Genomic DNA, 25,720 nt, shown 5'->3' with positions numbered 1-25,720 from the left:
GACGCAGGAGAAGGCATGAGCACCGACGGCGGGCTCCACATCGGCATCCTCGTGTTCGACGACGCGGAGGAGCTCGACGTCGTCGGGCCGTTCGAGGTCCTCGCGGCCTGGGAGCAGCACTCGAGCACCGAGTCGGGGCCGAAGCCGCACGTGAGCACCTTCTCGCGCGACGGCGACGGCGTGCGCCTCGCCAAGGGCCTGCGGCTCGTGCCCGCCCGCTCCGCGGACGACGTCGGCCCGCTGCACGTGCTGGTCTACCCGGGCGGCTGGGGCACCCGCGCCATGATGGCCGACCCGACCCACCTGGAGTGGCTGCGGCAGGTGCGCGTGCAGACGCCGGTCCTCGCGAGCGTGTGCACGGGCGCCTTGGTGCTCGCGGCGGCGGGACTGCTCGCCGGCCGGCCGGCGACGACGCACCGCGACCACTACGACGAGCTGGCGGAGATCGACCCGAGCGTCGTCGTGGACACCGAGGCGAGGTTCGTCGACGACGGGGACGTCGTGACCGCGGCCGGCGTCTCGGCCGGGATCGACATGGCCCTGCACCTGGTGGCCCGGCTCGAGTCGCCCGAGGTGGCGCGCGCGGTGCGCCGGGGGATCCAGTACGACCCCGCTCCCCCGGTCTGACCCGCGGGTCGTCCGCGCGCGCGGCCGGGCGAACGGTATCTGATACCGCCGGTCGCCGATATAGCCTGCGCGGGTGACTCGAATGATCCAGCTCACCTGGGCGTCCCTGCGCCCCCGCAAGCCGGTGCCCGGCCAGGGCCTGCTCGACCCGTCCGTGACGCGCATGCGCGTGCACCCCGGCGACCTCGACCTGTACCTGCACGTCAACAACGGCTCGTACCTGCAGATGATGGACGTGGCACGGTCCAACTTCATCGCCGACCTCGACGGCTTCGCCAAGATCGGCGACCGCAGGTGGTACCCGGTGGTCGCGGCGTCGACGATGACGTACAAGCGCTCCCTGAAGCTGGGCGACCGGTTCGAGATCACCACGCGCGTGCTCGGCTGGGACGAGCGCGTGATCTACATCGAGCAGGTCTTCACGTGCCGCGGCCAGCTCTACGGCCGCGGCTACGTGGCCGGCCGGTTCCTCGGCCCGGGGAACGCCCGGGTCCCCGCGCCGGACGTCGTCGCGCTCATGGGCCCGGAGGCTCCGGCGCAGAGCCCCGACCTGCCCGACGACGTCGCCGCCTGGGCCCGGGCGCTCGACGTCGCGCACCGGGACCCCGACCGGGCCTGACGCGCGTGGGCGGCAGCGCGCGCCGTCAGTGGAACGTCGTCGCGTAGTAGGTCTGCCGGTCCACGGTCTCGACCGTGACGTCCTGCGTGCGCTCGAGACGGCGGCGCAGGTTGTCGGCGAACCGCAGCGAGTCGTCGTTGAAGCGGGACACGTCGTACGCGCACACGACCCGGTGCTCGGCGAGGTGGGCGACCAGCGCGTCGATCATGTCCATGAACGTGCGCGTGGCGCGCCGGCCGGGGTGCGCGAGGGTGAAGCCGATGTACCAGACCGCGCCGCGCGCCGCGTGCTCCGGGTAGCGGGCCGCGAAGAACTCCGGGCTCACCCACGGCACCGCGGCCAGGTCCGTCGCGAGCGTCGTCAGGCCGACCGACTCCCCGGCACGGTCGTGCGCGAGGAGCTTCAGCACGCGCGGGTCGGCCATCTCCTCGTCGAACTCCTCGCGGTGCAGCACGTGGCGGGCCGCGGCGCGCGTGCGCAGCGGCTCGAACGCCTCCAGGTAGAGGCGCCAGAAGTCCTCGGCGACCTCACCGGTCACGGTGTGCTCGAACGTGACGTCAGCGCGCACGGCCCAGCTCCTCCCACCCGGCCCGACGGAACGTCGCCACGACGACGGCGCAGACGGGGAGCGTCTCGCAGGCCAGGCCGGTGATCCGCCGCCCCTCCTGGTGGTACGCGCCCCCGCGGATCGCGGACAGGTCGTCCAGGCTGTGCGTGAGGTCCGTCTCGACCTGCTCGTGCGACGGACCGTCGTGCTCGACGAAGAGCCCGGCGCCGCTGCCGTCGTCGCGCCGCGACCACGCGACCCCGGCCCAGGCCTCGTGGCCGGGCAGCGAGGCATGACCGGCGGCGTACACGCAGTACAGCGCGTCGCCGTGCTCACCCCGGAGCTGGTCGCGCCCGTCCACCTCCAGGACCCCGCTGCCCGGTGGCACGACGGAGCTCAGCCGCACGAGGTTGAAGTCACCCACCCCGGCGGCGACGAGGGCCGCGTCGAAGGCTGCGAGCGTCGTGCGGCCCGTCCCGGTGCCGGTGCTTACGCGGATGGTCAGGGGCTCGGTCATGTGGTCCTCGGGGTCGGGCGGTCGGCGGACCCGTCGACGGTACGTCCCGCGGCGGCGTCCAGGAGGTCCAGGACGGGGCGCAGGACCGCGTCCGGCGCCTCCCGCCCCTTGGTGAGGAAGACGGTACTGCCCAGGCGGAGGTCCTCCCGCTCGGCCGGACCGACCTCGGCGCCCGAGTAGACGACGAGCGGGGTCCGGTGCAGGCGGCCGCTGCGTCGCAGGTCCGCCACGAGGTCGTGCCCGGTGCCGTCGGGCAGGCGCAGGTCGAGCAGCACCAGGTGCGGCTCCCCGCCGTCGTCGAGGGCGGCGCGCGCCTCGGCCAGGCCACGGGCCGGCGTCACGACCAGGCCCGCGCTCTCCAGGACGGTTGTCAGGACGGCCCGGAGGTCGTCGTCGTCCTCGACCACGAGGACGCGCTCGTGGTGTGGGCGCAGCAGGACGACCTCGCGGACGGTCGCCGCGAGGCGGGCGGGGTCGACGGGCTTGACGAGCCAGCCGTCCGCGAGCGCTGCTGCCTCCCGGGCGTCCGACGGGGCGGTGCCCGACACGACGACCACCGGCAGCTCGGCGGTGGCCGCCGAGAGACGCAGCTGCCGGAGCACCTCGGCGCCGTCCGTCCCGGGCATCGCCAGGTCCAGCACGATCGCGTCGGGGGCCTCCGCCTCGACGGCCTCGAGCGCCGCGCGCCCGTCGGTCACCCCGATGACGACGTACCCGCGGGCCTCCAGCACGGCGCGCAGCACGTCGACCACGTACGGGTCGTCGTCGACGACGACGACCCGGGTGCCCGTCGCGACGGCCGCCCCCACGAGCGACGGCTCGGACGCCGCCGTCGACGCGGCGTCGGACGCCGCCCTCGGCGCCCCGGTGCGGGACGGTGCGGGCTCGACCACGCGCGGCAGGGTCAGCCGGAAGCTGGAGCCGTGCCCGTCCCCGTCGCTCTCGGCCCACATCCGCCCGCCGTGCCGCTCGACGATGCTGCGGGCGATGGCCAGGCCCAGCCCCGTGCCGCCGCGCTCGCGCGCGTCCGAGGCGTCCACCTGCTCGAAGCGGCGGAAGACGGTCTCGAGCTTGTCCGGCGGGATCCCCCGCCCCTCGTCGTCGACGCGCACCTCGACGAGGTCCCCCACCGGCCGGGCGGACACCCGCACGGTGCTGCCTCGCGGCGAGAACTTCACGGCGTTGCTGAGCAGGTTGGTCAGGGTCTGGACGATGCGCTCGCCGTCGACGCGCACCAGCTCGGGGCCGTCGTCCGGCGACAGGGTCACCCCGGCGTCGTCGGCCTGGATCGAGACCTGCTCCACCGCGGCGGCGACGAGGCCGTCGAGCCGGTGCTCGGCGAGCTCGAGCTGTGTCGTCCCCGCGTCCATGCGCTCGACGTCGAGGATGTCGTCCACGAGCCGGCCCAGCCGCTCGCTGCTCGTGAGGGCGATGTGCACCATGCGGGCGGCCTGGTCGGAGGACCGGTCGAGCACCCCGCTGTCGAGCAGCCCCAGCGCGCCGCGGATCGAGGTGAGCGGGGTGCGCAGCTCGTGGCTCACGACGGAGACGAACTCGTCCTTGATGCGCTCCACCTCGCGCCGCTCGGAGATGTCGCGGAACACGACGACGGCGCCGCTGATCGCGTCGTCCGTGCGCAGAGGGCTGGCGGCGACCTCGACCGGGACGTCCTTGCCGTCGGGCCGGCGGTAGACGTCCTGCTCCGCGGTCGCGGTGAGCCCGTCGCGCACGGCCTCGGTGATGTAGCAGCCCGCCGCCGGGTACGGGGTGCCGTCCTCGGCCGGCGCGTGGAAGGTCTCGTGCGCGTCGCGTCCCACCAGGTCGGCCGCCGCCACGCCCAGCGTCCGGGCACCGGCGTCGTTGACGAAGGTGATGCGCCCGCTCGAGTCGACGCCGTAGATCCCGTCGGCGACGGACTCGAGGGTGCGCTCCCGCTCGCTCGCCAACGCGCGCAGCTGCGCGGTGCGTTCCTCGACGCGCCGCTCCAGCCCGTGGCGCAGCGACTCGTTGTCGACGACGACGAGGATCTGGCGGACCGCGACCGCGACCAGCACGGCCGCCCAGAGCGCGTTCGCCACCCACGGGAACTCGTCGTTCGCCTGCCCCACGCGCACGAGCGCCGCCGTGAGGAAGAGCCCGAAGGTGATGACGGTGCCGAGGACGGGCGAGCCGTCGGTCCGCTGGCTGGTCACGGGGCTGCCCGATGCCGCCGGGTGCCGGGCGGCGACCGCGATGGCGAGATAGCCGCCCACCCACCCGACGTCGACAGGGCTGCCGAACGTGAAGCCCCCCTCGGCCGTGAGGAGCGCGAACGCGACGTCGGCCACGGCGTAGAGGACGAACCCGATGCCGACGAGGCCCAGGGGCACCCGTTCGGCCGCGGGCGACCGGGTGAGGACGAGGACGGCCAGCGTCGCCAGGAGCGCGTCCACGACCGGCAGCGCGTACGCGGTGAGCGCCGGCTCGGCCTCGAAGCCGCCGGTGCCCGCCAGGGCGACGCTGAAGACCGCGATGTACAGGACCGAGCCTCCGACGACCACGCTGTCGAGCAGCATGCGGACCAGCTCGTGACCGCGCGGTCGCACGGTCGGGAACAGCGCCATCCCCACCACGCCGAGCAGGAGCGCCGCGATGTAGGCCGTGTCGCCGGTCTCCGGGTCGCCCACCAGACCCGCGTACACGTTGCCGAGGAGGCCGACCGCGCCGCCCAGGGACAGCAGTCCCCACGCACGGCGTCGACGCCCCGTCGAGCGCGCCGCGCGCCAGCCGCAGCTCAGCGCCGCGACCACGCCGGCCGCTGCGATGGCGCCGCGAGAGATCGCAGCCTGCGCGGCCTGGTCCAGGGGGCCCGCCAGGAGCACGACCAGGGCCAGCACCAGCACCGCCGCGACCCAGCACCAGCGCACGAACCTCGCGTACGCCCGCGCCGTCGCCTGTCGCGAGTCCCCCATGGGCCCGAGGGTAGGAGAGGTTCGCGCGCTCCGCTCCCGATGCCGACGCCCGGAGCGACGAAAGGCGTCCTCGCGTGTCGGGGGGTACCGTCGTGCGGAATCGGAGAAGGGCACTGACAGGAGGCGCAGCACGTGGCGACGGGGGGCCGACGCGTGGTGGTCATCGACGACGATCCGTCGATCAGGGAGGTGGCAGCCGTCGCGCTGTCCGCCGTCGGGGGGCACGAGGTGCACACGGCCGGCGACGGCACGGAAGGCCTGGACGTGGCGCGGCGCGTGCGCCCGGACGTGATCCTCCTGGACGTCATGATGCCCGTGCACGACGGGCCGACCGTCCTCGGCCGGCTGCGTGCCGTCCCCGAGCTGCGCGAGGTACCGGTGGTGTTCCTCACCGCGAAGGTCGGTAGCCAGGACATCTCGCGGCTCGACGGCCTGGGTGCGACCGGCGTGCTGACGAAGCCCTTCGACCCGCTGAAGCTGTCCTCCGACCTCGCTGACGTGCTGGGTTGGGACGCGTGACCGGCTCGCCCGGCACGCCGCACGGCCGACCGAGGACCGGGTCGGACGGCGGGAGCGCACCGGGCCCTGTCGGCGACGGGCTCGACGACGCGGGTCTCGACGACGCGATCGCCGCCCTCGGGCGGCGCGCGCGCGAACGCAACCGGGGACGGGCACGGCGGCTCACCGAGCTCCTCGCGACGGCCGAGACCCGGGACGACCCCGTGGTCCGCGAGGAGGCCGTACGGCTCTGCCACACGATGGCGGGCTCGGCCGCGACGTTCGGCGAGGTAGGGCTCTCCGAGGCGGCCGGGCGGCTCGAGGCGGCCCTGAGCACGGGCGTCGACGCCGACGTCCCGGTCGCTCTCGACGTCCTCCGCGCGGCGGCCGGGGTGAGCTGAGGCTGCGGCGCGTCAGCCGGCCGCGTCGGTCACCAGGGCGCGCGCCTCGTCCGCCGCGGACCTGACGGCCGCGTCCCCCGCCCCGCGGCCGCCGGCGAGCTCGTCGAGCTCGGCGACGAGCTCGACCGCCGCGGCGGGGTCCCCGGCGCGCACCGCGAGCTCGGCGAGGTAGGCCAGCGCGGGCGCGAGCTCGCCGGCGGGCGAGGAACCGTCCGCCGCCCGGGCGCGGCGGACGGCGCCGCCCAGGAGCTTGCGGGCCTGGGCGACGTCGCCGTGCGAGTCCCCGACGACGACGGCGTTCTCCAGCGCTCGCGCCAGCGGGCCGCCGCCTCCCGTCGTCCAGGTGGTCGTGCCGCCCTCCCCCGCGACGACCGGCGCGTCGGGCAGCCGGGTGACCCGCACCCAGTTGCCGGCCGGGTCGATCAGGCTGAACCCGCTGAGCCCCCCGTTGTTCGCCCTCTTCCGCGGCCGGGTCACCCGGGGCGCACCGGACAAGGGCAACCGACCGAACAGCGTGCGCAGACCGGCGGCGAACGACTCGTAGACCGGCGCGGTGTCGGGCACCGCCACGACGCACGTCGAGTGGCTCTGCTCCGGGTCCCAGCCCGGCATCCCGTAGTACTGCAGCTGGAGGCCACCCCGACCGAAGGCCACGATCGGGTTGGGCCGGCGCTGCCGGTAGGTGACCTCCAGGCCGAGCGCCGTCCAGAAGGCGACCAGCTCGTCGAGGTCGGCCTCGTCACCGCCGCAGGGCAGCAGCGGCACCATGATCGCCGCGGCGAGCGCGTCCTCGAAGCCGTCCTCGGAGCCGTCCTCGGAGCCCGGGGGCGTCGCGTCGTCCCGCGTCATCTCGCGGTCCCTCAGCCCTCGAGGTCCGCGACCCGGCGCAGGAGGAGCGCCTCGGCCAGCACGACCTTGCGCAGCTCGCCCAGGTGCACCGACTCGTCGGCGCCGTGCGCGCGGGAGTCCGGGTCCTCGACGCCGGTGACGAGCACGGCGGCCTCGGGGAAGAACTCCAGCAGGTCGGCGATGAACGGGATGGAGCCGCCGACGCCGATGTCCACCGGGTCCGTGCCCCAGGCCGCCGCGAAGGCCGCCCGCGCGGCGCGCATCGCCGCCGAGTCGTCCGCGGCGTGGAAGGCCCGCCCCTGCTCGCCCGGCCGCCACGTGACCCGTGCGCCGAACGGCGCGTGCGTCTCGAGGTGGGCGCGCAGCGCGTCCTCCGCCGCCTGCGGCTCCTGCCCCGGCGGGATGCGCAGCGACAGCTTCGCGGCCGCGCGGGGCGCGATCGTGTTGGACGCGTGCGCGAGGCTCGTGGCGTCGATGCCGATCACCGAGAGCGCCGGCTTGGACCACAGCCGGCCGGCGATGGTGCCCTCGCCCGCGAGCGCGACGCCGTCGAGCACCGAGGAGTCGGCACGGAATGCCGCCTCGTCGTAGTCGACCTCCGGCTCCGGGGCGCTGACCAGGCCCGCCACCGCGACGCTGCCGGCGTCGTCGTGCAGGGTGGAGATCAGGCGGGCGAGGAGCGTGTTCGCGTCGAGCACGGGGCCGCCGAACATGCCCGAGTGCACGGCGTGGCCCAGCGCCTCGACCTCGACGACGCCGTCGACCAGGCCGCGCAGCGAGGTGGTGAGCGCGGGCACGCCCACCTTCCAGTTCGTCGAGTCGGCGACCACGATGACGTCCGCCGCGAGCAGCTCGCGGTGGTCGGCGAGGAACTGGCGGAAGCTCGGGGACCCCGACTCCTCCTCGCCCTCGACGAACACGGTGATCCCGACGGGCAGGTCGCCGCCGCCCTCCTCCGCGAGGGCGGCCAGGGCGCGCAGCGCGCCGACGTGCGCGACCAGCCCCGCCTTGTCGTCCGCGGCGCCGCGGCCGTACAGCCGCTCGCCCACCTGGACCGGCTCGAACGGGTCGGTCGCCCACGCGGCGGCGTCGCCGGGCGGCTGGACGTCGTGGTGCGCGTACAGCAGCACGGTCGGGGCGCCCTCGGGCGCGGGACGGCGCGCGACGACGGCGGGCGCCCCGGGCGTCCCGTCGGGGCGGGCCGAGCGCAGGATCCGCACGTCGGGCAGCCCCGCGTCGCGCAGCAGCGCGGCGACGGCGTCGGCGCTCGCCGCGACGTGCGCCTGGTCGAAGGCCGCGGCCGAGACGCTCGGGATGCGCACGAGACGCTCGAGGTCGGCCTGCAGGGCGGGGAACTGCCGCTCGACGTGCGCGCGCAGGGTGGTGGCGTCGTCGAGGTGCTGGGCGTTGCCGGGGGTGTCTGTCACGCGGCTCACGCTACCTGCGCGCTCGACTACTCTGGGAGCGTGTTCTCCCGCAACAAGCCCGACGCGACGCCGTCGTCCCCCGGCTCCACCGACCCCGTCGACGCGGCCGCCGAGATCGAGAAGGCCGGCACGCCCGGCGGCAAGGGCCGCCCCACGCCCAAGCGCAGCGTGTCCGAGGCCGCGAACAAGCGCCCTCTGGTGCCCGACGACCGCAAGGCCGCGACCAGGGCGGCGCGGGAGAAGGCGCGCGAGCAGCGCAACCTCGAGTACAAGGCGATGCAGACCGGCGACGAGCGCCACCTGCCCCCGCGCGACAAGGGCCCGCTGAAGCGGTACGTGCGCGACTACGTCGACGCGCGCTGGAACCTCGGCGAGTTCTTCCTGCCCGTCGCCTTCGCCTTCATCGTCCTGAACTTCATCTTCATGCAGAACGTGACGATGGCGGCGGTCGTGCTGATGCTGCTGTACGCCGTCGTGCTGCTCACCATCGCCGACGCGTTCCTGCTGTGGCGAGGGTTGCGGAAGCGGCTGCGGGCGAAGTTCGGCGAGGTGCCGAAGGGCACGATGATGTACGCCGTCATGCGCGCGTTCCAGATCCGCCGCTCGCGCCTGCCCAAGCCGTCGTCGAAGAAGCACGGCGTCTGGCCGGAGTGACCCAGCGCCGCGCCTAGGGTGGGTGCATGGTCAACTACCGGTACCTCGGCAACAGCGGTCTGAAGATCTCCGAGATCACCTACGGCAACTGGCTCACCCACGGTTCGCAGGTCGAGAACGACGTCGCCACGCAGTGCGTGCGCGCCGCGCTCGACGCGGGCATCACGACGTTCGACACCGCGGACGTCTACGCGAACACGAAGGCCGAGCAGGTGCTCGGCGACGCGCTCGCGGGCGAGCGTCGCGAGTCGCTCGAGATCTTCACCAAGGTGTACTGGCCGACCGGACCGGGCGGCCCCAACGACACGGGCCTGTCGCGCAAGCACGTCATGGAGTCGATCAACGGCTCTCTGAAGCGCCTCGGCACGGACTACGTCGACCTCTACCAGGCGCACCGCTACGACACCGAGACGCCGCTCGAGGAGACGATGCAGGCGTTCGCCGACATCGTCCGCCAGGGCAAGGCCCTGTACATCGGCGTCTCCGAGTGGACGGCGGACCAGATCCGCGCCGGCGCGGCCCTGGCGAAGCAGCTGGGTTTCCAGCTCATCTCCTCCCAGCCGCAGTACTCCATGCTGTGGCGGGTCATCGAGGACGAGGTCGTGCCCGCCTCGCAGGAGTGCGGGCTGTCGCAGATCGTCTGGTCGCCGATGGCGCAGGGCGTGCTGTCCGGGAAGTACGTGCCCGGGCAGCCGCTGCCGGCCGGGTCGCGCGCGACCGACGAGAAGGGCGGCGCGTCGAGCATCCGCCGCTTCCTCGACGACGACGTGCTCACGCGCGTGCAGGGCCTGCGCCCCGTCGCCGACGAGCTGGGCCTCTCGATGGCGCAGCTCGCTGTCGCGTGGGTGTTGCAGAACGACAACGTCGCGGCGGCCCTCGTCGGCGCCTCCCGGCCCGAGCAGGTCGCGGAGAACGTCAAGGCCTCGGGCGTGACGATCCCGGCCGAGCTCCTGGCGACGATCGACGACGTCCTGGGCGACGTCGTCGTCCGCGACCCGGCCAAGACCGCCGAGAACGCGCCGCAGACCCGCGTGGCCTGACCGGCCCGCGGTCCCCGGCGGGACCGACGTCGCGGTGGGTCCTCGTCCTGAGACGCGACGACGACCCACCGCGACGTCGACGCTACGGTGCCGTCGTGCCCTCCCCGACCGTCCGCCCCGCCCGCGCCGCCGACGCCGACGCCCTGTGGCCGCTGGCCCGCGACTTCGCGACCAGCTTCCGGCCCCGGCGGGACGCCTTCGACCGCACGCTCGCCGCGCTCCTCGCCCGGGACGACACCCTGCTCGCCGTCGCCACGGACCCGGCGGGCGACGACGTCCCGCGCGGCTATCTCCTCGCGAGCACGCACCTCACCTTCCTCGCGAACGGCCCGGTCTGCTGGGTCGAAGAGGTCATGGTCGCCCCGGCGCACCGCGGCCGCGGGCTCGGCGCCGCGCTCATGGCCCACGCCGAGCGGTGGGCGACGGTGCGCGGCGCGGCCTACGTCTCCCTGGCGAGCCGGCGCGCGGGCGGCTTCTACGAGACCCTCGGCTACGACGCCTCCGCCACCTTCTACCGCCGCACCCTGCCGTCCGGCGGACGAACCGTCGCGCCCTGACGGCCGACGGCGCGAACGATCGCGTGCCGGACGCTGTGCCGGTCAGTGGTCGCGGTGCTCCCGGGCGACGGTGTCGAGCGCGCGGGCGATCCCGCGTGCGCGCCGCGCGACGTCGTTGTCGGCGTCGGTGGGCCGCTGGCTCGTCGCGCCGGCGGAGCGGACGGCGGGCGCGCCGGCTCCCGTGAGGCCCGCCGGCACCAGCCACCGCCAGCGCACGGTCGCCTGCACCACGGGGCCGACGCCCAGCGCGAAGGCCACCGTGGCCCAGCCGAACGTCCCGCCGAGCAGGATTCCTGCGAGCACGACGACGACCTCGATGGCGGTGCGCACCAGCCGCACCGACCCGCCGGTGCGCTGCACGAGTCCGGTCATGAGCCCGTCGCGCGGGCCCGGGCCGAGCCGCACGCCGATGTAGGCGGCGGTCGCCACGCCGTTGAGGACGATGCCGCCGAAGGCGAGCGCCACGCGGGCGACCGGGCCCGGGTCGGGCACGAGCCACGCCGTGGCCGCGAGGCAGGGCCCGATCGCCAGGCTGATGACGGCCACGTTCGCCACCGTGCCGATGCCGGGCCGCTGGCGCAGCGGGACCCAGGCGAGCAGCACGAGCACGGACGTCAGCGCGACGACCGTGCCGAACCCCAGGCCCGTGCTGCGCACCAGGCCCTGGTGCAGCACGTCCCACGGCATGCCGCCCTGGCCCGCGTGCAGCATCATCGCCATCGACCACGTGAAGCCCAGCAGCCCGAGGACGAGCTGCGTCCCGCGGCGGACGGGCCCCCAGGGCACCGCCGGGGCCACGGCGGGCACGGCGGCGTCGTCGGGCGCGGTGGTCCCCGCGGTCACGGGCGGCGCCGCGGACGTGGCCCGAGGCGCTCCGGGGCGCGGGCTGCGCGCCGTCTGCCGGCGGAGAGGGCGGCGCGGCAGGCGGCGCGCGGGTCGGCGGGACGGACGGCGGACAGGGCGGGCGGTCGTGCTCATGCTCCCACCCTCCGCGCCAATGGCCTTGCAATCCATATCCATTGGGGCGACAGTGGCCCCGTGACCGTCGTCTCCCCACCTTCTGCCACGTCCACGCCGCCCGCCGTCCGGCAGCTCTCCCCTGCCGCCACCGCGCGTCTGCTCGGCGACTGGCGCGCGGGAGGGCCGGCCTACCTCGCACTGTCGGACGCCCTGCGCGCCGCGGTGCTCTCCGGTAGCCTGCCGCCGCTCACCCGGGTACCCAGCGAGCGCGAGCTGGCGACGGCGCTGCGGGTCTCGCGCACGACGACGTCCGGCGCCTACGCCCGCCTGCGCGAGCTCGGCTTCCTCGCGAGCCGCGTCGGCTCCGGCACCGTCACGACACTCCCCCGCGGGGCCGGCGCGACGCGCGGGGGCGTGCCGGTCGCGGCGGGCGACGCCCCCACGGACCCGCACGGCGACACACCCCCCGAGGCCCCCGTCGACCTGGCTCAGGCGACCCCGTCGGCCACCTCCGCCCTGCACGACGCCTACACCGCGGCCCTCGAGGTGCTGCCCGGGTACCTGGCCACCGGCGGCTACGCCCACCTCGGCGTCGAGGCGCTGCGGTCGGCGATCGCCGACCGCTACACGGCACGCGGCGTGCCGACCACGCCGGACCAGATCCTGGTCACCACGGGCGCCCAACAGGCGATCTCCGTGCTCACCGCCGCGTTCGTCGGGCGCGGCGAGACCACGGTCGTCGAGTCGCCCACGTACTTCCACGCCCTGGAACCCACGCGACGGTTCGGCGGACGGGTCGTCGGCGTCCCCGTCGGCGACGTCGAGACGCTCGCGTCGGCGGTGCGTCGCACCCGCCCCCGGCTCGTCTACCTCGTGCCGGACTTCCACAACCCCACCGGCACGACGATGTCGGCCGAGGCGCGGGCGGCGGTGCGCGACCTCGCGCACCGCACGGGCACGACCGTCGTCGGCGACGAGACCCTGACCGACCTGGCCCTCGACCCCGGCGCGCAGGTATCGGAGCCGTTCGCGGGCGACGGCACCTCCCCGCACGTCGTGACGATCGGCTCCGCGTCGAAGTCGTTCTGGGGCGGGGTGCGCGTCGGCTGGGTCCGCGCCGACCCCCAGGTGGTGCGCCGGCTGGCGCGCGTGCGCGAGTCGGCCGACATCGCCACCCCGGTGCTCGAGCAGCTCGCCGTCGTGGAGCTGCTGCGCCGTGCCGACGCGATCCTGCCCGGCCGCGTCGCCGAGCTGCGGGCGCGCCGCGACCTGCTCGTCGACCTGGTCCGCGACGCCCTGCCGGACTGGCGCGTACGCGTGCCGGCGGGCGGGCTCTGCCTCTGGGTCGACCTGGGTCGACCGCTCGCGCAGGCGCTCGCGGCCGCCGCGGTGCACCACGGCGTCCTCGTCACGCCCGGGCCCGCGTTCACCCCGGACCGCTCGTCGCGCGACCGCGTGCGTCTCACGTTCACGCGCGAGCCCGACCAGCTCGCGACCGCCGTCCCGCGGCTCGCCCGGGCCTGGGCGCAGGTGGCACCGGGCAGCTGATGCTGATGGCGCGACGCCCGCGGTGGTGCCGTCAGACCGACGGCAGCACCACACCGGGGGTCGCCTGCGCCCCGTCGTGCAGCAGGCGGGCGAGGGTCGCTCCGCCGGCAGCCAGCTCCCGCCAGTGCTCGCCGAGCCACTGCTCGGCGTCGTACTGCGTGGTGAAGACCGGGCTCGGGACGCTCAGCACGCGCCCCTCGGCGTCGTCCAGCGCCCACTCCCAGTGCGCCCGGATCACGCGGCGCTCCCGGTGGAGCCGTTGCCACGGTCGATGCTGCCGGCCGCGACGGACCCGCGGGTGCGCGTCAGGGCGCGGTTGACCCGCGCCGGCCAGAACGGGCCGGAGTAGATGAACGACGTGTACCCCTGGGTCAGGTCGGCGCCGGCGCGCAGGTACGCGCGCACGTCGTCGGCGCTCGAGATCCCGCCGACGCCGATGATCGCCGGGTCGGGCCCGAGGCGCTCGCGCAGCCGGGCGACGACCTGCAGCCCGCGCTCCAGGAGCGGCGGGCCGGACAGGCCGCCGGGGCCGCGGTCGTGCCCGATGGTCGTGTTCACGGCGACGACGCCGTCCAGGCCGAGGTCGGTGACGAGCCCCGCCACGGCGTCGACGTCCGCGTCCGCGAGGTCGGGGGCGATCTTCACCAGGAGCGGTACCCGGCGGGTGCCCGCGGCGGCGGTGGCCTCGTCGGCCGCGGCCCGGGCCGCGGTGAGGATGGGGCGCAGCTCGGCGGTGGTCTGCAGGTCGCGCAGGCCGGGGGTGTTCGGGGACGACACGTTCACCACGAGGTAGTCGGCCCACGGGGCGAGCTCGCGGGCGCAGGCGGCGTAGTCGTCGGCCGCGGCCTCCGCGGGCGTCGTCTTGTTCTTGCCGATGTTCGCGCCGACGACGACGGCCCGGCCCGCGGGCGTGGCCCGCAGCTCGCGGAGCCGCGCGGCCGCGGCGGGGGCGCCGTCGTTGTTGAAGCCCATGCGGTTGCGGATGCCCCGCACGTCGAGCTCGCGCCACATGCGCGGCGCCTCGTTGCCGGGCTGCGGGCGCGGGGTGACCGTGCCGATCTCCACGAAACCGAACCCGAGCATGGTCAGGCCCCGGATCGCACGGGCGTTCTTGTCGAACCCGCCCGCCAGCCCGAAGGGCGCGGGCACGGTGCGGCCGAGCACCTCGATGCTGCCCGGCCCGCCGCTGCCCCGGCCCAGGTACGGCGCGAGGGCGCCCTGGACGACATCCCGCAGGACGGGGACGCGTCCGGCGAGCGAGATGGCGCCGAACGCGAGCTCGTGCGCCCGTTCGGGGTCCATCCGGCGGAAGACGCCGTTGAACAGCAGGGTGTACGGGCTCATCGGACCTCCGGGTCGGGGGCTGCGGGCTCGGTGGGCTCGGGCGTGGCCGGTGCCGCCGCTGCGCCGTCGTCACCGCTCGTACCGCGCGGGCGGGTGCGCCACAGCCACCACAGCCCCACGAACGGCAGCACGAGCGGCACGTAACCGTAGCCCTGGCCGAAGCCGGACCACACGGTCGTCTCGCCGAAGACGTCGGGCGAGACGGCCGAGGCCGCCCCGACCGCGAGGACGCCCACGGCCTCGAAGCCGACGGTCACCCAGGCGACGACGCGCCAGCGGGGCCCGCCCTTGGCGAGGGCGACGGTGGCCAGCACGTACACGACGGCGGACAGCGTGGACAGGGAGTAGGCGACGGGCGCCTCGGAGAACTTGGTGGCCAGCTCGTACGACGACCGGCCGATCGCGGCGAAGGCGAGGATGCCGTAGACGGTGACGAGCAGCCGGCCGAAGCCGGAGCCGGTTCGGCGCGCGCCCGCGGCGGGTGCGGGGTCGGTGCCGCTCATGCCGCCCCCCAGATCTGCCACAGGCGCCAGTCGAGGAAGCCCACGGTGAGAGCGGCCACCGCCAGGACGACCGACGACCACTTGGTGCGCTCCGCGAACGCCCAGATGGCGGCCACCGGCAGCACGACGAGGGCCGTGGCGACGTACCCCCAGAACAGGGGTCCGTCGACCGGGTGGTCGCGGGTGACCATGAGGACGCCGGCCACCACCGCCTGCACGACGACGAGCGCCTCGACCACGGCGGCGCCGATGAGCTGCTTGAGGATCACGGCGCGGTCCTGGACGACGAACCACAACGCCCACCCGGCGAGCGCGGCGCACGCCAGCAGGACGACGATGAGCAGGGGAAGGACCACGCCCGCAGACTACCGGCCGTCGGCCGCCCGACGGCGGCCGCGGGACGGCGATAGCATCGGCGCGTGGCAGACCTCACCCTCACCGGCAAGAATCCCAGCTCTCTCAAGGTCGACGTCCTCGTCGTCGGCACCTGCTCCACCTCGGACGGCGTCGCCGTCGTCGCGGACCAGCTCCCCGAGGCGTTCGTGCGCCAGATCGAGACCCTCGCGCCCCGCCTCGGCGTCACCGGCGCCCGCGACGAGGTGCGGCGCGTGCCCGCCGGCGACGGCGTGTCGGCCGGCGTCGTCGTCCTCGCCGGGCTCGGCGAGCGCGCGGCCGACGGCACCTTCCCGCACGAGGTGCTGCGGTCCGCCGCCGGCGCCGCCACCCGCGAGCTCGCCGGCACCGACACGGCCGCCCTCGCGCTGCCCGCGGTGGACGAGGACGAGCTCGGGGCCGTCGTCGAGGGGGCGCTGCTCGGCGCGTACTCCTACACGCGGTACCGCACGGGCAAGGACACCAAGGGCGCCGTCGGCAGCATCCAGGTCGTGACGACGTTCGCGCGCTCGGGCCGGGCCAAGGCCGCGGTCGCGCGCGCCGAGGTGCTCGCCGCGGCGGTGCACGGCACGCGCGACCTGGTCAACGACGCCCCCAACGAGCTGTTCCCGGCCGCCTTCGCCGACGCCGCCAAGGCCGCGGCCAAGGGCGTCAAGGGCATCAGGATCACGGTGCTCGACGACAAGCAGCTCGCCGCGGGCGGGTACGGCGGGCTCGTGGGCGTCGGCCAGGGCTCGTCGCGCGGGCCGCGCCTCGTCAAGCTCTCGTACACGCCGGCCAAGGCCACCGAGAAGGTCGCCATCGTCGGCAAGGGCATCACGTTCGACACGGGCGGCATCTCGCTCAAGCCGCCGGCCAGCATGCCGACGATGAAGTCCGACATGGCCGGCGCCGCCGCGGTGCTGCACACGGTCCTGGCGGCCGCGCGCCTCGGCCTGCCGGTCGCCGTCACCGGGTACCTCTGCCTCGCGGAGAACATGCCGGGCGGCAACGCACAGCGTCCCGCCGACGTCATCACGATCCGCGGCGGCAAGACCGTCGAGGTCACGAACACCGACGCCGAGGGCCGCCTCGTCATGGCGGACGGCCTGGTCGCCGCCGTCGAGGACGGGCACGACGTCGTCCTGGACATCGCGACCCTCACCGGCGCGCAGATGGTCGCGCTCGGCAACCGCACCTCCGGCGTCATGGGCACCGACGCGGTGCGCGACGAGGTCAAGGCCGCCGCCGACGCCGCGGGCGAGGCGTTCTGGCCGATGCCGATGCCGGCGGAGCTCAAGGCCGGCCTGAGGTCGACCGTCGCGGACATGGTCAACTCCGCCCCCAGCCGCTGGGGCGGCATGCTCTTCGCCGCGCACTTCCTCGCCGAGTTCGTCGGCGACACCCCGTGGGCGCACCTCGACATCGCCGGCCCGTCGTACAACGAGGGCTCGTCGTTCGGGTACACCCCCGCCGGCGGCACGGGCGTCGGCGTGCGCACGATGCTCGCCTTCCTCGAGGGTCGCGCCGGCGCCTGACGCGCCCCACGACCCGGCCGGACGACGACGGCGCCCGGCCGCGCCCCACGGGGTGGCCGGGCGCCGTCGTCCGCTCGTCAGGGGGCGACGGCCACGGCCCAGCGGAACGCGTTCGCGAGGCGGTACCCGCCGCCGGGTACCCGGAACGGCGACGCCGCGGCCACGACGACCGGCGCGAGCGCGGCCGTCGTGGCCTCGTCCTCGCCGAGCAGGACGCCGCGCACCAGGCGGTCGTCGTCGGGCGCGGTCCACGGCACGTCGACGATCCCCGCCCCCACGACGTCGAACCCCGCGCCGACGAGGGCGGACTCCAGCCCGCCCGCAGCGCGCAGCGGGCCGTCGGGCGGCACCTCCTCCTCGTACGCCTCCGCGACGGCGCGCTCGACGACGTCGAGGTCGTTGCGCGCCCCCTCGGCCCAGTTCGCGATCGCCACCCGGCCGCCCGGGACCAGCACGCGGGCGACCTCGGCCAGGGCGTCGTCGACGTCGTCGGCGAACTGGAGGGCGTTGACCGCGAGGACCGCGTCGAAGGTGCCGTCCTCGAACGGCAGGTGCTCGACGTCGCCGTCCCGGACCGTCGCACCGGGGTTCCGCTCGCGAGCCGTCCGCGCCATCGCCGGGGCGGGGTCGACACCTGCGGCGACGACGCCGGCGCGCACCAGGTGCCCGACCAGCTCGCCCGTGCCGCACCCGACGTCGAGGACACGCGTCCCCTTCCCGACCTGCGCGGCCGTCAGCAGCGACGGCCAGACCGGTGCCGCGAACGAGCCCCACAGCTCGGCCCACCCGGCGGCCACCGCCGACCAGCGCTCACCGCCCCCGCCGTCCATGACTCCCGGGTCTCCTCCGTCACCCACGCGCCGCGGCTCAGGCCTTGCGGCGCTGCGCCGACGTCCAGTCCCGCATGCGTTGCGGGTATCCGGTGAAGCGCACGTTGTAGACCGGGATGCCCAGCGACCGCGCCACCTCGAACCCCGTGCGCTCGTCCGGCACGCGGCGTCGCGTCCACTCGCCCGTGGTCGCCACGAGGAGGACGGTGGTGGGCGTCTGCGCGTTCGGCGGCTCCACGTACGCCTCCACCCCTACCCGGGTGCGCACGAACTCCTGCAGGTACGCGATCGTCTCGCCCCGCGATCCCGACGACGACGGTGCGCCGGGGGCCGGCGACGACGACCTGCCCAGCAGGCGTCCCAGCGAGGTCCTGAGCGACATGGCGCGAGACTACCGCCGTCGTGGGCATCGTGGTCGGGAGGCCGCCCGGAGGTGTCCTGGAGGTCATGCGGCGGTCAGGTGTACCCAGCGTCACACCAACCCGGACCCCCGAACGATTGGGGCGACCCCCGTGGAGGTGACAAGATGGCAGGCAGTGACCAGAACGCGGCAACCCCAGATGTCGCGGGCCGGCAAACCGGCTCGCCTCGGCTCGTCGCCTGACCCACTGATCGAAGGAGACTCCACAGGTCATGTCTGAGAACGTGCAGCTCCCTGCACTCGGCGAGTCCGTCACCGAGGGCACCGTCACCCGATGGCTCAAGGCCGTCGGCGACACCGTCGCCGTCGACGAGCCCCTGCTGGAGGTCTCGACCGACAAGGTCGACACGGAGATCCCCTCGCCGGTCGCCGGCGTGCTCGAGCAGATCCTCGTCGAGGAGGACGAGACCGTCGAGGTCGGCGCCACCCTCGCCGTCGTCGGCGACGGCTCCGGTGCCGGTGGCGGCGACGCGGCCCCGGCCGCCGAGGCCCCCGCCGCCGAGGCCGAGGCGCCCGCGGAGCCCGAGCAGCCCGCCGCCCCGGCCGAGCCCGCCCCGACCCCCGAGACCCCCGCACCCGCCGCCGAGGCCCCTGCTGCCGAGGCACCCGCCGCCGGTGGCGGCGAGGGCACCGAGGTGACGCTGCCCGCCCTGGGCGAGTCCGTCACCGAGGGCACCGTGACCCGCTGGCTCAAGGCCGTCGGCGACTCGGTCGAGGTCGACGAGCCCCTGCTCGAGGTGTCGACCGACAAGGTCGACACCGAGATCCCGTCCCCCGTGGCCGGGACGGTGCAGAAGCTCCTGGTGGACGAGGACGAGACGGTCGAGGTCGGCGCCGTGCTGGCGGTCGTCGGCTCCGGCGCGGCCCCCGCTGCCGAGAAGCCCGCCGAGCCCTCCCCGGCCAAGGCCCCCGAGCCCGTCGGTGCGCCCTCGAAGCCCGAGGAGCCCGCCCCCGCGCCCGAGAAGCCGGCCGAGGAGAAGCCTGCCGCCGTGGAGAAGCCCGCTCCGGCCCCGCAGGAGCCGGCCCAGCCGGAGCCCGCCGCCGAGAAGCCGGCGCAGTCCGCCCCGGGCAAGGGTTCCTACCTCACGCCGCTGGTGCGCAAACTCGCCGCGGAGAAGGGCGTGGACGTCTCGAGCCTCCAGGGCACGGGCGTCGGCGGCCGTATCCGCAAGGAGGACGTGCTCGCCGCCGCCGAGAAGGCCGCCGCCCCGGCTCCGGCCGCCGCCGCGCCTGCCGCCGCCCCGGCCGCCAAGGCTCCGGCCACGCTGCCGGTCTCCCCGCTGCGCGGTACGACCGAGAAGATGTCCCGCCTGCGCAAGATCGTCGCCGAGCGCATGGTCGAGGCCCTGCACACGCAGGCCCAGCTCACGACCGTGGTCGAGGTGGACGTCACCAAGGTCGCCAAGCTGCGCGCGAAGGCCAAGGAGTCGTTCAAGGCCCGCGAGGGTGCGAACCTCACCTACCTGCCGTTCTACACGCTGGCCGCGGTCGAGGCTCTCAAGGCGTTCCCCAAGATCAACGCCTCGATCGACCAGGACAAGGGCGAGATCACCTACCACCCCGCGGAGAACGTCGGCATCGCCGTCGACACCGAGCGCGGCCTGGTGGTCCCGGTCATCAAGAACGCCGGCGACCTGAACCTGGCGGGCATCGCCCGCCAGATCGGCGACCTGGGCGCCCGCACGCGCGCCAACAAGGTCGGCCCGGACGAGCTCTCCGGCGCCACGTTCACGATCACGAACACCGGCTCGGGCGGTGCGCTCATCGACACGCCGATCGTCCCCGGGGGCCAGGTCGCGATCCTCGGCACCGGCACGATCACCAAGAAGCCGGCCGTCGTGACGGGTCCGGACGGCGAGGAGACCATCGCCATCCGCCAGTTCGCGTACCTGTTCCTCTCCTACGACCACCGCCTGGTCGACGGTGCGGACGCCGCGCGCTTCCTCACCGCCATCAAGGCACGCATCGAGGAGGGCGCGTTCGAGGCCGAGGTCGGTCTCTGACCTCGCCCCGTCCCTGACCGACGAAGGGCGTCCCGGCTGCGGCCGGGACGCCCTTCGTCGTCCCACGGGAGACGCGGCTCAGGAGACCTCGGTGACCCGCCAGCCGTCCGGCGTCCAGGCGAGCCGCAACGTCGCGGTGCGCACGTCCGTCGCGGGCACGGCGGTGACGGTGCCGTCGGCGGCCACCTGCTCGTGCGCCGTCACGGCATAGCGCACCACGACGTCCGCCGAGTCGTCCGCCGAGTCGTCCGCCGAGCCGCCGGCTCCGGACCCCTCCGGACGGGCGTCCTCCACCCTCGCCTCGGCTCCGCGCACCCGGGTGCCCGCCCGCGCGGCGTCCTCGAGCAGGGCCGCGTCCGCAACGTGCGCCGGCGACCCGGGCACGTCCACCGTCCCCCACCGCGCCGGGTCCGCGTCCGGGTCCGCGATCAGGGAGACCCGCCGACGGGTGAGCTCCGCGGCCGCGGCGCCGGGGTCGGCCCGGTCCCGCGTGGGGTCCAGTGTCGTGCTGCGGTCGGTCTCCGGGATGTCGTCGCCGACCGGCATCGGCGCGGCCGCCGGTGACGCGCCGACCGACGCGACGCCGGTCGCGCCCGACCTGCCCGCGCCGTCGTCGGGCGACCGGACCTGGACCGCGACCGCCGACAGGACCGCCACCGTGGCCACCGCGCCGGCCAGGCCGAGCACGCGTCGCGCGGTCCCGGCGCGGCGCGGGGCGGTCGCGCGCCGCGCGGACCTGCTCGCCGGGCGGCCGGCACTGCTCCCGTCGGCGCGCCGGACCGCCCGCCTCCGGGACGCGCGGGCGGGCGCCTCCTCCGCCGCCGCCGGCACGGCGGACCGCCGGCCCAGCGCCGCGGCCGCCAGCGCCGCGGGCTCCGGGAGCCGCACCGGCTCGGCGGCGACGACCGCGTCCGCCTGGGCCGCGAGGGTGCCCGCCTCCGGACGCACCCTCGCGTCGGGTGCCGCCGCCGGGGCCAGCACGGCGCGCAGCGCGGCCGCGTCGTCGTCGCTGCGGTCGCGGAGCAGGTCGGCGACGAGCGTCGCGAGCGCGTGCACGTCCGCCGCTTCCGCCTCGGCGGGGTCGCTCACGACCCCTCCGGCACCGCCGGCACCGACGACGTCGCCCGCGTCGGCCCGCGGGCGCAGGAGCGCTCCGCCTCCGGGGTCGAGCACCACGTCGTGCGCGCCCACGCTCCCCTGCCGCAGCCCTGCGCTGTGCAGTGCGGCGAGCCCGCGCGCCACGGCGACGAGGACACCCGCCGCCTCCCGCGACGTCAGGCGCCCGCGGACGGCGAGCACGGTGGGCAGGTCGGTCGCGGCGCCGCCGCGCCGCACGGCCAGGGTCCCGTCGTCGCGCACGTCGACGGCCACCACGGGCTCGACGCACGGGTGCCGGAGCGCCGAGAGCGCGCGCACCCGCCCCAGGAGGGCGTCGCGGGCGCCGGCGTCGGTCGGGATCGGCAGCGTCTGGGTGGCCACGGAGCCATCGAACACCTTCGCGGCCGCCCGGCGTCGCCGTCATCCACAGGCCGCGTCAGAGGGTGAGGCGACGCCCCTCGCGCGCCGACACCCGGGCGGCGTCCAGCACCTCGGCGGTGCGCACGGCGTCGGCCGGGTCGACGGGCGCGGGCTCGTCCCCGTGCAGCCACGGCCCCAGCGCCCGGTAGAAGTCGGCGTGGCCGCCCGGTGCCGCGGGCACGGCGCGCCGGTCGCGGCCGCGTGCGAGCCAGCCCACCGAGCCCTCGGGCGCGTCGTCGTCGAGCGCCTCGAGCGGGGAGGCGTCCTGCTCGAAGGTCGTCACCAGGTAGGCGCCCGCCGACCCGAGCACGCGGGTCCGGGGGCCGGGCGCCCCCACGACGGACCCCGCCCAGAGCCGGGACACGACGGCGTGCGGGCTCGCCGCGCGGCCGCCGCCGGCCTCATGCTCCAGGACGAGGAAGACGTCGTCCTCGGTGGGCGTGGTGAGCCTGCGGGTCTGCGCCCAGACGGACCGGACGCGGCCGAACAGCTGGGTCGCCGAGTCCACCAGGTGCGGGCCGAGGTCGAGCAGCAGCCCTCCGCCGACCGGGTCGTTCTCCTTCCACCGCTGACGCGGGACGGGCCGCCAGCGCTCCCATCGACGCTCGAACGTGTGCACGTCACCGAGCTCCCCGGAATCGATCAGGCTCGCCAGGGTGAGCTGCTCGGGGTCCCAGCGCCGGTTCTGGAAGACCGTGAACGGCGTGCCGGTGGCGGCCGCCTCCTCGACGACGGCGCGCGCCTGGTGCGCGTCCAGGCCGATCGGCTTGTCGAGCACGAACGGGATCTCCGCGCGGGCGAGGGCGGCGGCCTGCTCCGCGTGCAGGGTCGTGGGGCTCGCGACCACGACGAGGTCGTAGGCACGGCGGGCGGCGATCAGCTCGTCGAGGTCCGACACCAACCGGGCTCCCGGCCAGTCCCCCGCGGCCTGGTTGCGCCGGCCGGGGTCGCGCGTCACGACCGCCGTCACCGGCAGCCCCGCCTCCGCCGCGAGGCGGGCGTGGATCTCCCGGCCCGCTCCCCCGTACCCGACGATCGCCAGGCGCGGCGGCGGTGCCGCCGTCACGCCGTCGGTCGCGCCCGCCTCTGCCGCCTCGTCCGTGACCATGGCGTCCATCGTGCCCGACGCCGCGCCCCTCGCCCCGGCACCGCCCCGGCGAGCCACGCCGCCGGCGGGTGGTGACCATCCGGCACCTCCCGTAGACCGGGGGTGGGTCGGCACGCGACCCACGGGAGAGCCGGAGGGAGCCACGACGATGGCGACACGACTGAACCAGCCGGGTCTGGACCAGGCCCGGGCCCTGGTGCGCGAGGGTCGGGTGGTGCGCGACGAGCGCGACGACTGGAGCGAGCACGTTCCGAGCACGGACGCCGAGAACCGCTTCGTCGACCGCGAGGGCTGGACCGAGTTCCGGCACTGGCACCTCGGCGTGGACGACGACGAGAAACCCGAGTCGAAGCAGGCGGTGTCGTTCCCCTACGGCGACCTGTCGAAGGTCCACCGGTGCGCCGTGGTGTCGCTGGAGAGCCGGGCCGGGCAGTACGACCACGGTGACATCCGCGACGCTGCCCGCGCCCTGCTGGAGCTCATCGACTCGACGGCGTGACGGCGCGCTCCGGCGCGCGCGTGCCGCGGCCCAGGCGCGACGGCCACCAGACCCGGTCGCCGACGTCGTGCACGAGCGCCGGGACGAGCAGGCTGCGCACGACGAGCGTGTCCACGAGCACGCCGAACGCGACGATGACGGCGAGCTGGGCGAGGAACAGCAGCGGGATGACGCCCAGGGCCGCGAACGTCGCGGCGAGCACCACGCCAGCCGACGTGATGACCGAGCCGGTGACGGCCAGCCCGCGCAGCACCCCTCGTCGCGTGCCGACCCGCAGGCTCTCCTCGCGCACGCGCGTCATGAGGAAGATCGAGTAGTCGACCCCCAGCGCCACGAGGAAGCAGAAGGCGTACAGCGGCACAGCCGGGTCCGCGCCCGGGAAGTCGAGCACGTGGTTGAACACGACCGCCGAGACGCCGAGGGCGAACCCGAACGACAGCACGTTCGCGGCCATGAGCAGCACGGCGGCGAGGACCGACCGGAGCAGCAGCACGAGGATCAGGAGGATCACGGCGAGGACGACGGGCACGATCACGCGCAGGTCGTGCTGGCCGGCGAGCTGCGTGTCCAGACGCTCCGCGGCCGCGCCGCCCACCAGCGCGTCCGGGCTGACGTCGTGCACCGCCGTGCGCAGGTCGGCCACCGCCTCGACGGCCGCCTGGCTGTCGGACGGCGCCTCCGTGGTGACGTCGACGCGCACCTGCCCGTCGACGACCAGCGGGTCGCCCTCGGCCGGCATCCCCGGCGCGGTGGCCGGCTGGTCGGTGACGACGGTCGCCGCCGTGATCCCGTCGGAGCCCTCGGCCGCCTCCACGACGGCGTCGGCGTCCGCCTCGGGGGCGATGACGATCGCGGGCTGCGCGGACACGCCCTCGAAGTGGCGGGTGAGCACCTCCTCGCCGTCCACGGAGTCGACCTGTGTGAGGAACACCTCCGAGTCGCCCGTGCCGTTCGCGTCGAGCGTCGGGACGAACGCCGCCCCGGCCGCGAGGACGACGGCGGTGACGACCCACACGACGCGGTCGTGCCGCCCCACGAAGCCGGCGACGCGCGACCACACGCCGTGCCCGGCGACCTCCACGTGCGTGTCGTCGGCCGTGTCACCAGCCGTGTCACCGGCCGTGCCACCGGTCGTGTCACCGCCCGGGTCACCGACCGTGTCACCGGTCGGGTCGACCGGCTCCGGGGCGTCGGGCGCGTCGGAGTGCTTGCCGACCGCGTGCGGCACCCGAGGCCAGAACACCCACCGGGCCCGCCGTCCGCCGACGAGGAGCATCGCCGGCAGCAGGGTCGTCGCCGACAGGAACGCGGCGACGATGCCGATGGCGGCGACCGGGCCCAGGCTGCGGTTCGACGAGAGGTCGGACAGCAGGAGGCACAGCAGCCCGACGATCACCGTGCCCGCGCTGGCCGCGATCGGCTCGATCGAGGCGCGGACGGCCCGGCGCATCGCGGTGTACGGGGAGCTGGTGGCCCGCAGCTCCTCGCGGTACCGGGCCACCAGGAGCAGGGCGTAGTCGACGGAGGCGCCCACCACGAGGATCGACAGGATGCCCTGCGACTGGCCGTTCAGCGTCAGCACGTCGTTCGCGGCGAGGTGGTAGACCGCCAGTCCCGCGAGGCACAGGGCCAGGACCGCCGTGAGGATCACGACGAACGGCAGGAACGGCGAGCGGTAGACGAGCGCGAGGATCACCAGGACGGCGCCGAGGGCCACGAGCAGCAGCACGGTGTCGATCGCACCGAACGCGCTCACCAGGTCCGCGACGAAGCCCGCGGGTCCGGTCACCCAGGCGTCGAGACCGGTACCGGCGAGGCCGCCGTCGGAGGCGTCCGCGGCGGCGAGCGCCCGGAGGGCCGCGACCGCGAGCTCGGAGCCGCTCGTCTCGTCGGCGCCGACGTCCTCGGAGGCCTGCGCGGCGTCGAGCGAGACGACGACGAGCGCGGCCTGCCCGTCCTCGGACGGCACCACGACGGGGTCGGCGATGCTGAGGTCTCCCACCGTGCGCGGCTCGTCGCCCGACGTCCCCTCGAGCGGGGCGTCGGCGATCGAGTCCGCGAACGCCTGGACGTCGGCGAGCTGCTCCCTCGTCAGCTCGGACCCGTCCGAGGTCTCTGCCACGACCAGGGCGGGCAGCGTCTCGGAGTCGGTGAACTCCTCGGCCAGGGCGGCGGCCTGCGTGGACTCGGCGCTCGCGGGCAGGAAGGCCGCGTCGTCGTTGGTCTGGACGCTGCTCAGGCTGCCCTGGGCCTGCCCCCCGAACGCGCCGATCGCGAGCCAGACCCCGATCGCTGCCAGAATGACGAGGCCCCGCAGCAGACCTCGACCCCGATTGCCCCGCGCCCGATTACTCAGCATGCTGAGTATTCTGAGGGCGGACCAGGGAGG

General features: G+C 75.4%; 26 protein-coding genes. 11 read left to right on the top strand and 15 right to left on the bottom strand.

Annotated features, from left to right (window positions below; all coding sequences use genetic code 11):
• Positions 1–15: 15 nt before the first annotated feature.
• Both ACQP6G_RS10605 and ACQP6G_RS10600 read left to right on the top strand, forming a co-directional pair.
• Positions 16–627: a DJ-1/PfpI family protein gene (locus ACQP6G_RS10605; protein ID WP_429764274.1), complete on the top strand. Its 612-nt coding sequence runs from the start codon at positions 16–18 to the stop codon at positions 625–627.
• Positions 628–709: 82 nt separating this feature from the next.
• The gene (locus ACQP6G_RS10600; protein WP_429764297.1) at positions 710–1,246 is read left to right on the top strand and encodes an acyl-CoA thioesterase; all 537 of its coding nucleotides are present in this window, start codon (positions 710–712) and stop codon (positions 1,244–1,246) included.
• Positions 1,247–1,271: 25 nt separating this feature from the next.
• Here ACQP6G_RS10600 and ACQP6G_RS10595 read toward each other — a convergent pair whose 3' ends face one another.
• Genes ACQP6G_RS10595 through ACQP6G_RS10585 form a run of 3 tightly spaced genes read right to left on the bottom strand, consistent with a single transcriptional unit; the run spans position 1,272 to position 5,261 of the window.
• On the bottom strand, positions 1,272–1,814 hold the full coding sequence (locus tag ACQP6G_RS10595; RefSeq protein ID WP_429764273.1) for a hypothetical protein: 543 nt from the start codon (positions 1,812–1,814) through the stop codon (positions 1,272–1,274).
• Positions 1,804–2,310, bottom strand: a complete 507-nt coding sequence (locus tag ACQP6G_RS10590; RefSeq protein WP_429764272.1) for a pyruvoyl-dependent arginine decarboxylase — start codon at positions 2,308–2,310, stop codon at positions 1,804–1,806. Before ACQP6G_RS10590 ends, ACQP6G_RS10595 begins: the two co-directional genes overlap by 11 nt.
• Positions 2,307–5,261 carry a hybrid sensor histidine kinase/response regulator gene (locus tag ACQP6G_RS10585; protein WP_429764271.1) on the bottom strand — a complete coding sequence of 985 codons (2,955 nt, stop codon included), beginning with the start codon at positions 5,259–5,261 and terminating at the stop codon, positions 2,307–2,309. Before ACQP6G_RS10585 ends, ACQP6G_RS10590 begins: the two co-directional genes overlap by 4 nt.
• 132 nt (positions 5,262–5,393) lie before the next feature.
• Here ACQP6G_RS10585 and ACQP6G_RS10580 point away from each other — a divergent pair, with 132 nt between their 5' ends.
• Positions 5,394–5,780 (top strand): response regulator, encoded by a 387-nt coding sequence (locus ACQP6G_RS10580; protein WP_429764270.1) that lies wholly within the window; start codon positions 5,394–5,396, stop codon positions 5,778–5,780.
• Positions 5,777–6,160 carry an Hpt domain-containing protein gene (locus ACQP6G_RS10575; protein ID WP_429764269.1) on the top strand — a complete coding sequence of 128 codons (384 nt, stop codon included), beginning with the start codon at positions 5,777–5,779 and terminating at the stop codon, positions 6,158–6,160. The genes ACQP6G_RS10580 and ACQP6G_RS10575 overlap by 4 nt, the downstream gene beginning before the upstream one ends.
• Before the next feature lie 12 nt (positions 6,161–6,172).
• Here the strand turns inward: ACQP6G_RS10575 and ACQP6G_RS10570 are convergent, their stop codons facing one another.
• Entirely contained in the window at positions 6,173–7,009 is an 837-nt protein-coding gene (locus ACQP6G_RS10570; RefSeq protein WP_429764268.1) for a VOC family protein, read from the bottom strand.
• Between the two features lie 11 nt (positions 7,010–7,020).
• Positions 7,021–8,445, bottom strand: coding sequence for a dipeptidase (locus tag ACQP6G_RS10565; RefSeq protein ID WP_429764267.1), 1,425 nt, complete (start codon positions 8,443–8,445; stop codon positions 7,021–7,023).
• 30 nt (positions 8,446–8,475) lie between these two features.
• Here ACQP6G_RS10565 and ACQP6G_RS10560 point away from each other — a divergent pair, with 30 nt between their 5' ends.
• The 3 genes from ACQP6G_RS10560 to ACQP6G_RS10550 all read left to right on the top strand — a co-directional run bounded on the left by ACQP6G_RS10560 (position 8,476) and on the right by ACQP6G_RS10550 (position 10,687).
• Positions 8,476–9,090: a DUF3043 domain-containing protein gene (locus ACQP6G_RS10560; RefSeq protein WP_429764266.1), complete on the top strand. Its 615-nt coding sequence runs from the start codon at positions 8,476–8,478 to the stop codon at positions 9,088–9,090.
• A gap of 26 nt (positions 9,091–9,116) precedes the next feature.
• On the top strand, positions 9,117–10,130 hold the full coding sequence (locus ACQP6G_RS10555; protein ID WP_429764265.1) for an aldo/keto reductase family protein: 1,014 nt from the start codon (positions 9,117–9,119) through the stop codon (positions 10,128–10,130).
• Between the two features lie 95 nt (positions 10,131–10,225).
• Complete coding sequence (locus ACQP6G_RS10550) at positions 10,226–10,687, top strand: GNAT family N-acetyltransferase (RefSeq protein ID WP_429764264.1); 462 nt, start codon at positions 10,226–10,228, stop codon at positions 10,685–10,687.
• A 42-nt stretch (positions 10,688–10,729) separates the two neighbouring features.
• Here ACQP6G_RS10550 and yczE read toward each other — a convergent pair whose 3' ends face one another.
• Entirely contained in the window at positions 10,730–11,407 is a 678-nt protein-coding gene (gene yczE, locus ACQP6G_RS10545) for a membrane protein YczE (protein WP_460624651.1), read from the bottom strand.
• A 318-nt stretch (positions 11,408–11,725) separates the two neighbouring features.
• On the opposite strand from yczE, the gene yczR reads away from it, so the two are divergent.
• Entirely contained in the window at positions 11,726–13,195 is a 1,470-nt protein-coding gene (gene yczR / locus ACQP6G_RS10540; protein ID WP_429764262.1) for a MocR-like transcription factor YczR, read from the top strand.
• Between the two features lie 31 nt (positions 13,196–13,226).
• Here the strand turns inward: yczR and ACQP6G_RS10535 are convergent, their stop codons facing one another.
• Genes ACQP6G_RS10535 through ACQP6G_RS10520 form a run of 4 tightly spaced genes read right to left on the bottom strand, consistent with a single transcriptional unit; the run spans position 13,227 to position 15,398 of the window.
• Positions 13,227–13,433: a hypothetical protein gene (locus ACQP6G_RS10535; protein WP_429764261.1), complete on the bottom strand. Its 207-nt coding sequence runs from the start codon at positions 13,431–13,433 to the stop codon at positions 13,227–13,229.
• Entirely contained in the window at positions 13,430–14,539 is a 1,110-nt protein-coding gene (locus ACQP6G_RS10530; RefSeq protein WP_429764260.1) for a quinone-dependent dihydroorotate dehydrogenase, read from the bottom strand. The genes ACQP6G_RS10535 and ACQP6G_RS10530 overlap by 4 nt, the downstream gene beginning before the upstream one ends.
• The gene (locus ACQP6G_RS10525) at positions 14,536–15,042 is read right to left on the bottom strand and encodes a hypothetical protein (protein ID WP_429764259.1); all 507 of its coding nucleotides are present in this window, start codon (positions 15,040–15,042) and stop codon (positions 14,536–14,538) included. Before ACQP6G_RS10525 ends, ACQP6G_RS10530 begins: the two co-directional genes overlap by 4 nt.
• Complete coding sequence (locus ACQP6G_RS10520; RefSeq protein ID WP_429764258.1) at positions 15,039–15,398, bottom strand: hypothetical protein; 360 nt, start codon at positions 15,396–15,398, stop codon at positions 15,039–15,041. Before ACQP6G_RS10520 ends, ACQP6G_RS10525 begins: the two co-directional genes overlap by 4 nt.
• 63 nt (positions 15,399–15,461) lie before the next feature.
• On the opposite strand from ACQP6G_RS10520, the gene ACQP6G_RS10515 reads away from it, so the two are divergent.
• A complete protein-coding gene (locus ACQP6G_RS10515; RefSeq protein ID WP_429764257.1) occupies positions 15,462–16,952 on the top strand; it encodes a leucyl aminopeptidase in 1,491 nt (496 codons plus the stop codon).
• 77 nt (positions 16,953–17,029) lie between these two features.
• Here ACQP6G_RS10515 and ACQP6G_RS10510 read toward each other — a convergent pair whose 3' ends face one another.
• A complete protein-coding gene (locus ACQP6G_RS10510; RefSeq protein WP_429764256.1) occupies positions 17,030–17,782 on the bottom strand; it encodes a class I SAM-dependent methyltransferase in 753 nt (250 codons plus the stop codon).
• 37 nt (positions 17,783–17,819) lie between these two features.
• Complete coding sequence (locus ACQP6G_RS10505; protein ID WP_429764255.1) at positions 17,820–18,164, bottom strand: oxidoreductase; 345 nt, start codon at positions 18,162–18,164, stop codon at positions 17,820–17,822.
• 251 nt (positions 18,165–18,415) lie between these two features.
• Here ACQP6G_RS10505 and sucB point away from each other — a divergent pair, with 251 nt between their 5' ends.
• A complete protein-coding gene (gene sucB / locus ACQP6G_RS10500) occupies positions 18,416–20,206 on the top strand; it encodes a 2-oxoglutarate dehydrogenase, E2 component, dihydrolipoamide succinyltransferase (RefSeq protein ID WP_429764254.1) in 1,791 nt (596 codons plus the stop codon).
• 78 nt (positions 20,207–20,284) lie between these two features.
• On the opposite strand, the gene ACQP6G_RS10495 is transcribed toward sucB, so the two are convergent.
• Positions 20,285–21,685, bottom strand: a complete 1,401-nt coding sequence (locus tag ACQP6G_RS10495) for a hypothetical protein (RefSeq protein WP_429764253.1) — start codon at positions 21,683–21,685, stop codon at positions 20,285–20,287.
• A 55-nt stretch (positions 21,686–21,740) separates the two neighbouring features.
• Complete coding sequence (locus ACQP6G_RS10490) at positions 21,741–22,832, bottom strand: Gfo/Idh/MocA family protein (RefSeq protein WP_429764252.1); 1,092 nt, start codon at positions 22,830–22,832, stop codon at positions 21,741–21,743.
• Positions 22,833–22,980: 148 nt separating this feature from the next.
• On the opposite strand from ACQP6G_RS10490, the gene ACQP6G_RS10485 reads away from it, so the two are divergent.
• On the top strand, positions 22,981–23,331 hold the full coding sequence (locus ACQP6G_RS10485) for a hypothetical protein (RefSeq protein ID WP_429764251.1): 351 nt from the start codon (positions 22,981–22,983) through the stop codon (positions 23,329–23,331).
• Here the strand turns inward: ACQP6G_RS10485 and ACQP6G_RS10480 are convergent.
• Positions 23,312–25,690 (bottom strand): MMPL family transporter, encoded by a 2,379-nt coding sequence (locus tag ACQP6G_RS10480; protein WP_429764250.1) that lies wholly within the window; start codon positions 25,688–25,690, stop codon positions 23,312–23,314. The genes ACQP6G_RS10485 and ACQP6G_RS10480 overlap by 20 nt on opposite strands.
• Positions 25,691–25,720: the final 30 nt, after the last annotated feature.

The organism is Isoptericola nanjingensis (genome assembly GCF_050311635.1).
Classification (GTDB): domain Bacteria; phylum Actinomycetota; class Actinomycetes; order Actinomycetales; family Cellulomonadaceae; genus Isoptericola; species Isoptericola nanjingensis.
This window is presented reverse-complemented; position numbering and strand designations above follow the sequence as displayed.

Coding starts and splice junctions, on each gene's coding strand:
- ACQP6G_RS10525 (WP_429764259.1), bottom strand. CDS start 15,042: ATGAGCGGCACCGACCCCGCACCCGCCGCGGGCGCGCGCCGAACCGGC.
- ACQP6G_RS10485 (WP_429764251.1), top strand. CDS start 22,981: ATGGCGACACGACTGAACCAGCCGGGTCTGGACCAGGCCCGGGCCCTG.
- ACQP6G_RS10530 (WP_429764260.1), bottom strand. CDS start 14,539: ATGAGCCCGTACACCCTGCTGTTCAACGGCGTCTTCCGCCGGATGGAC.
- ACQP6G_RS10605 (WP_429764274.1), top strand. CDS start 16: ATGAGCACCGACGGCGGGCTCCACATCGGCATCCTCGTGTTCGACGAC.
- yczE (WP_460624651.1), bottom strand. CDS start 11,407: ATGGCGATGATGCTGCACGCGGGCCAGGGCGGCATGCCGTGGGACGTG.
- ACQP6G_RS10480 (WP_429764250.1), bottom strand. CDS start 25,690: ATGCTGAGTAATCGGGCGCGGGGCAATCGGGGTCGAGGTCTGCTGCGG.
- ACQP6G_RS10510 (WP_429764256.1), bottom strand. CDS start 17,782: ATGGACGGCGGGGGCGGTGAGCGCTGGTCGGCGGTGGCCGCCGGGTGG.
- ACQP6G_RS10570 (WP_429764268.1), bottom strand. CDS start 7,009: ATGACGCGGGACGACGCGACGCCCCCGGGCTCCGAGGACGGCTCCGAG.
- sucB (WP_429764254.1), top strand. CDS start 18,416: ATGTCTGAGAACGTGCAGCTCCCTGCACTCGGCGAGTCCGTCACCGAG.
- ACQP6G_RS10585 (WP_429764271.1), bottom strand. CDS start 5,261: ATGGGGGACTCGCGACAGGCGACGGCGCGGGCGTACGCGAGGTTCGTG.
- ACQP6G_RS10590 (WP_429764272.1), bottom strand. CDS start 2,310: ATGACCGAGCCCCTGACCATCCGCGTAAGCACCGGCACCGGGACGGGC.
- ACQP6G_RS10600 (WP_429764297.1), top strand. CDS start 710: ATGATCCAGCTCACCTGGGCGTCCCTGCGCCCCCGCAAGCCGGTGCCC.
- ACQP6G_RS10505 (WP_429764255.1), bottom strand. CDS start 18,164: ATGTCGCTCAGGACCTCGCTGGGACGCCTGCTGGGCAGGTCGTCGTCG.
- ACQP6G_RS10490 (WP_429764252.1), bottom strand. CDS start 22,832: ATGGTCACGGACGAGGCGGCAGAGGCGGGCGCGACCGACGGCGTGACG.
- ACQP6G_RS10555 (WP_429764265.1), top strand. CDS start 9,117: ATGGTCAACTACCGGTACCTCGGCAACAGCGGTCTGAAGATCTCCGAG.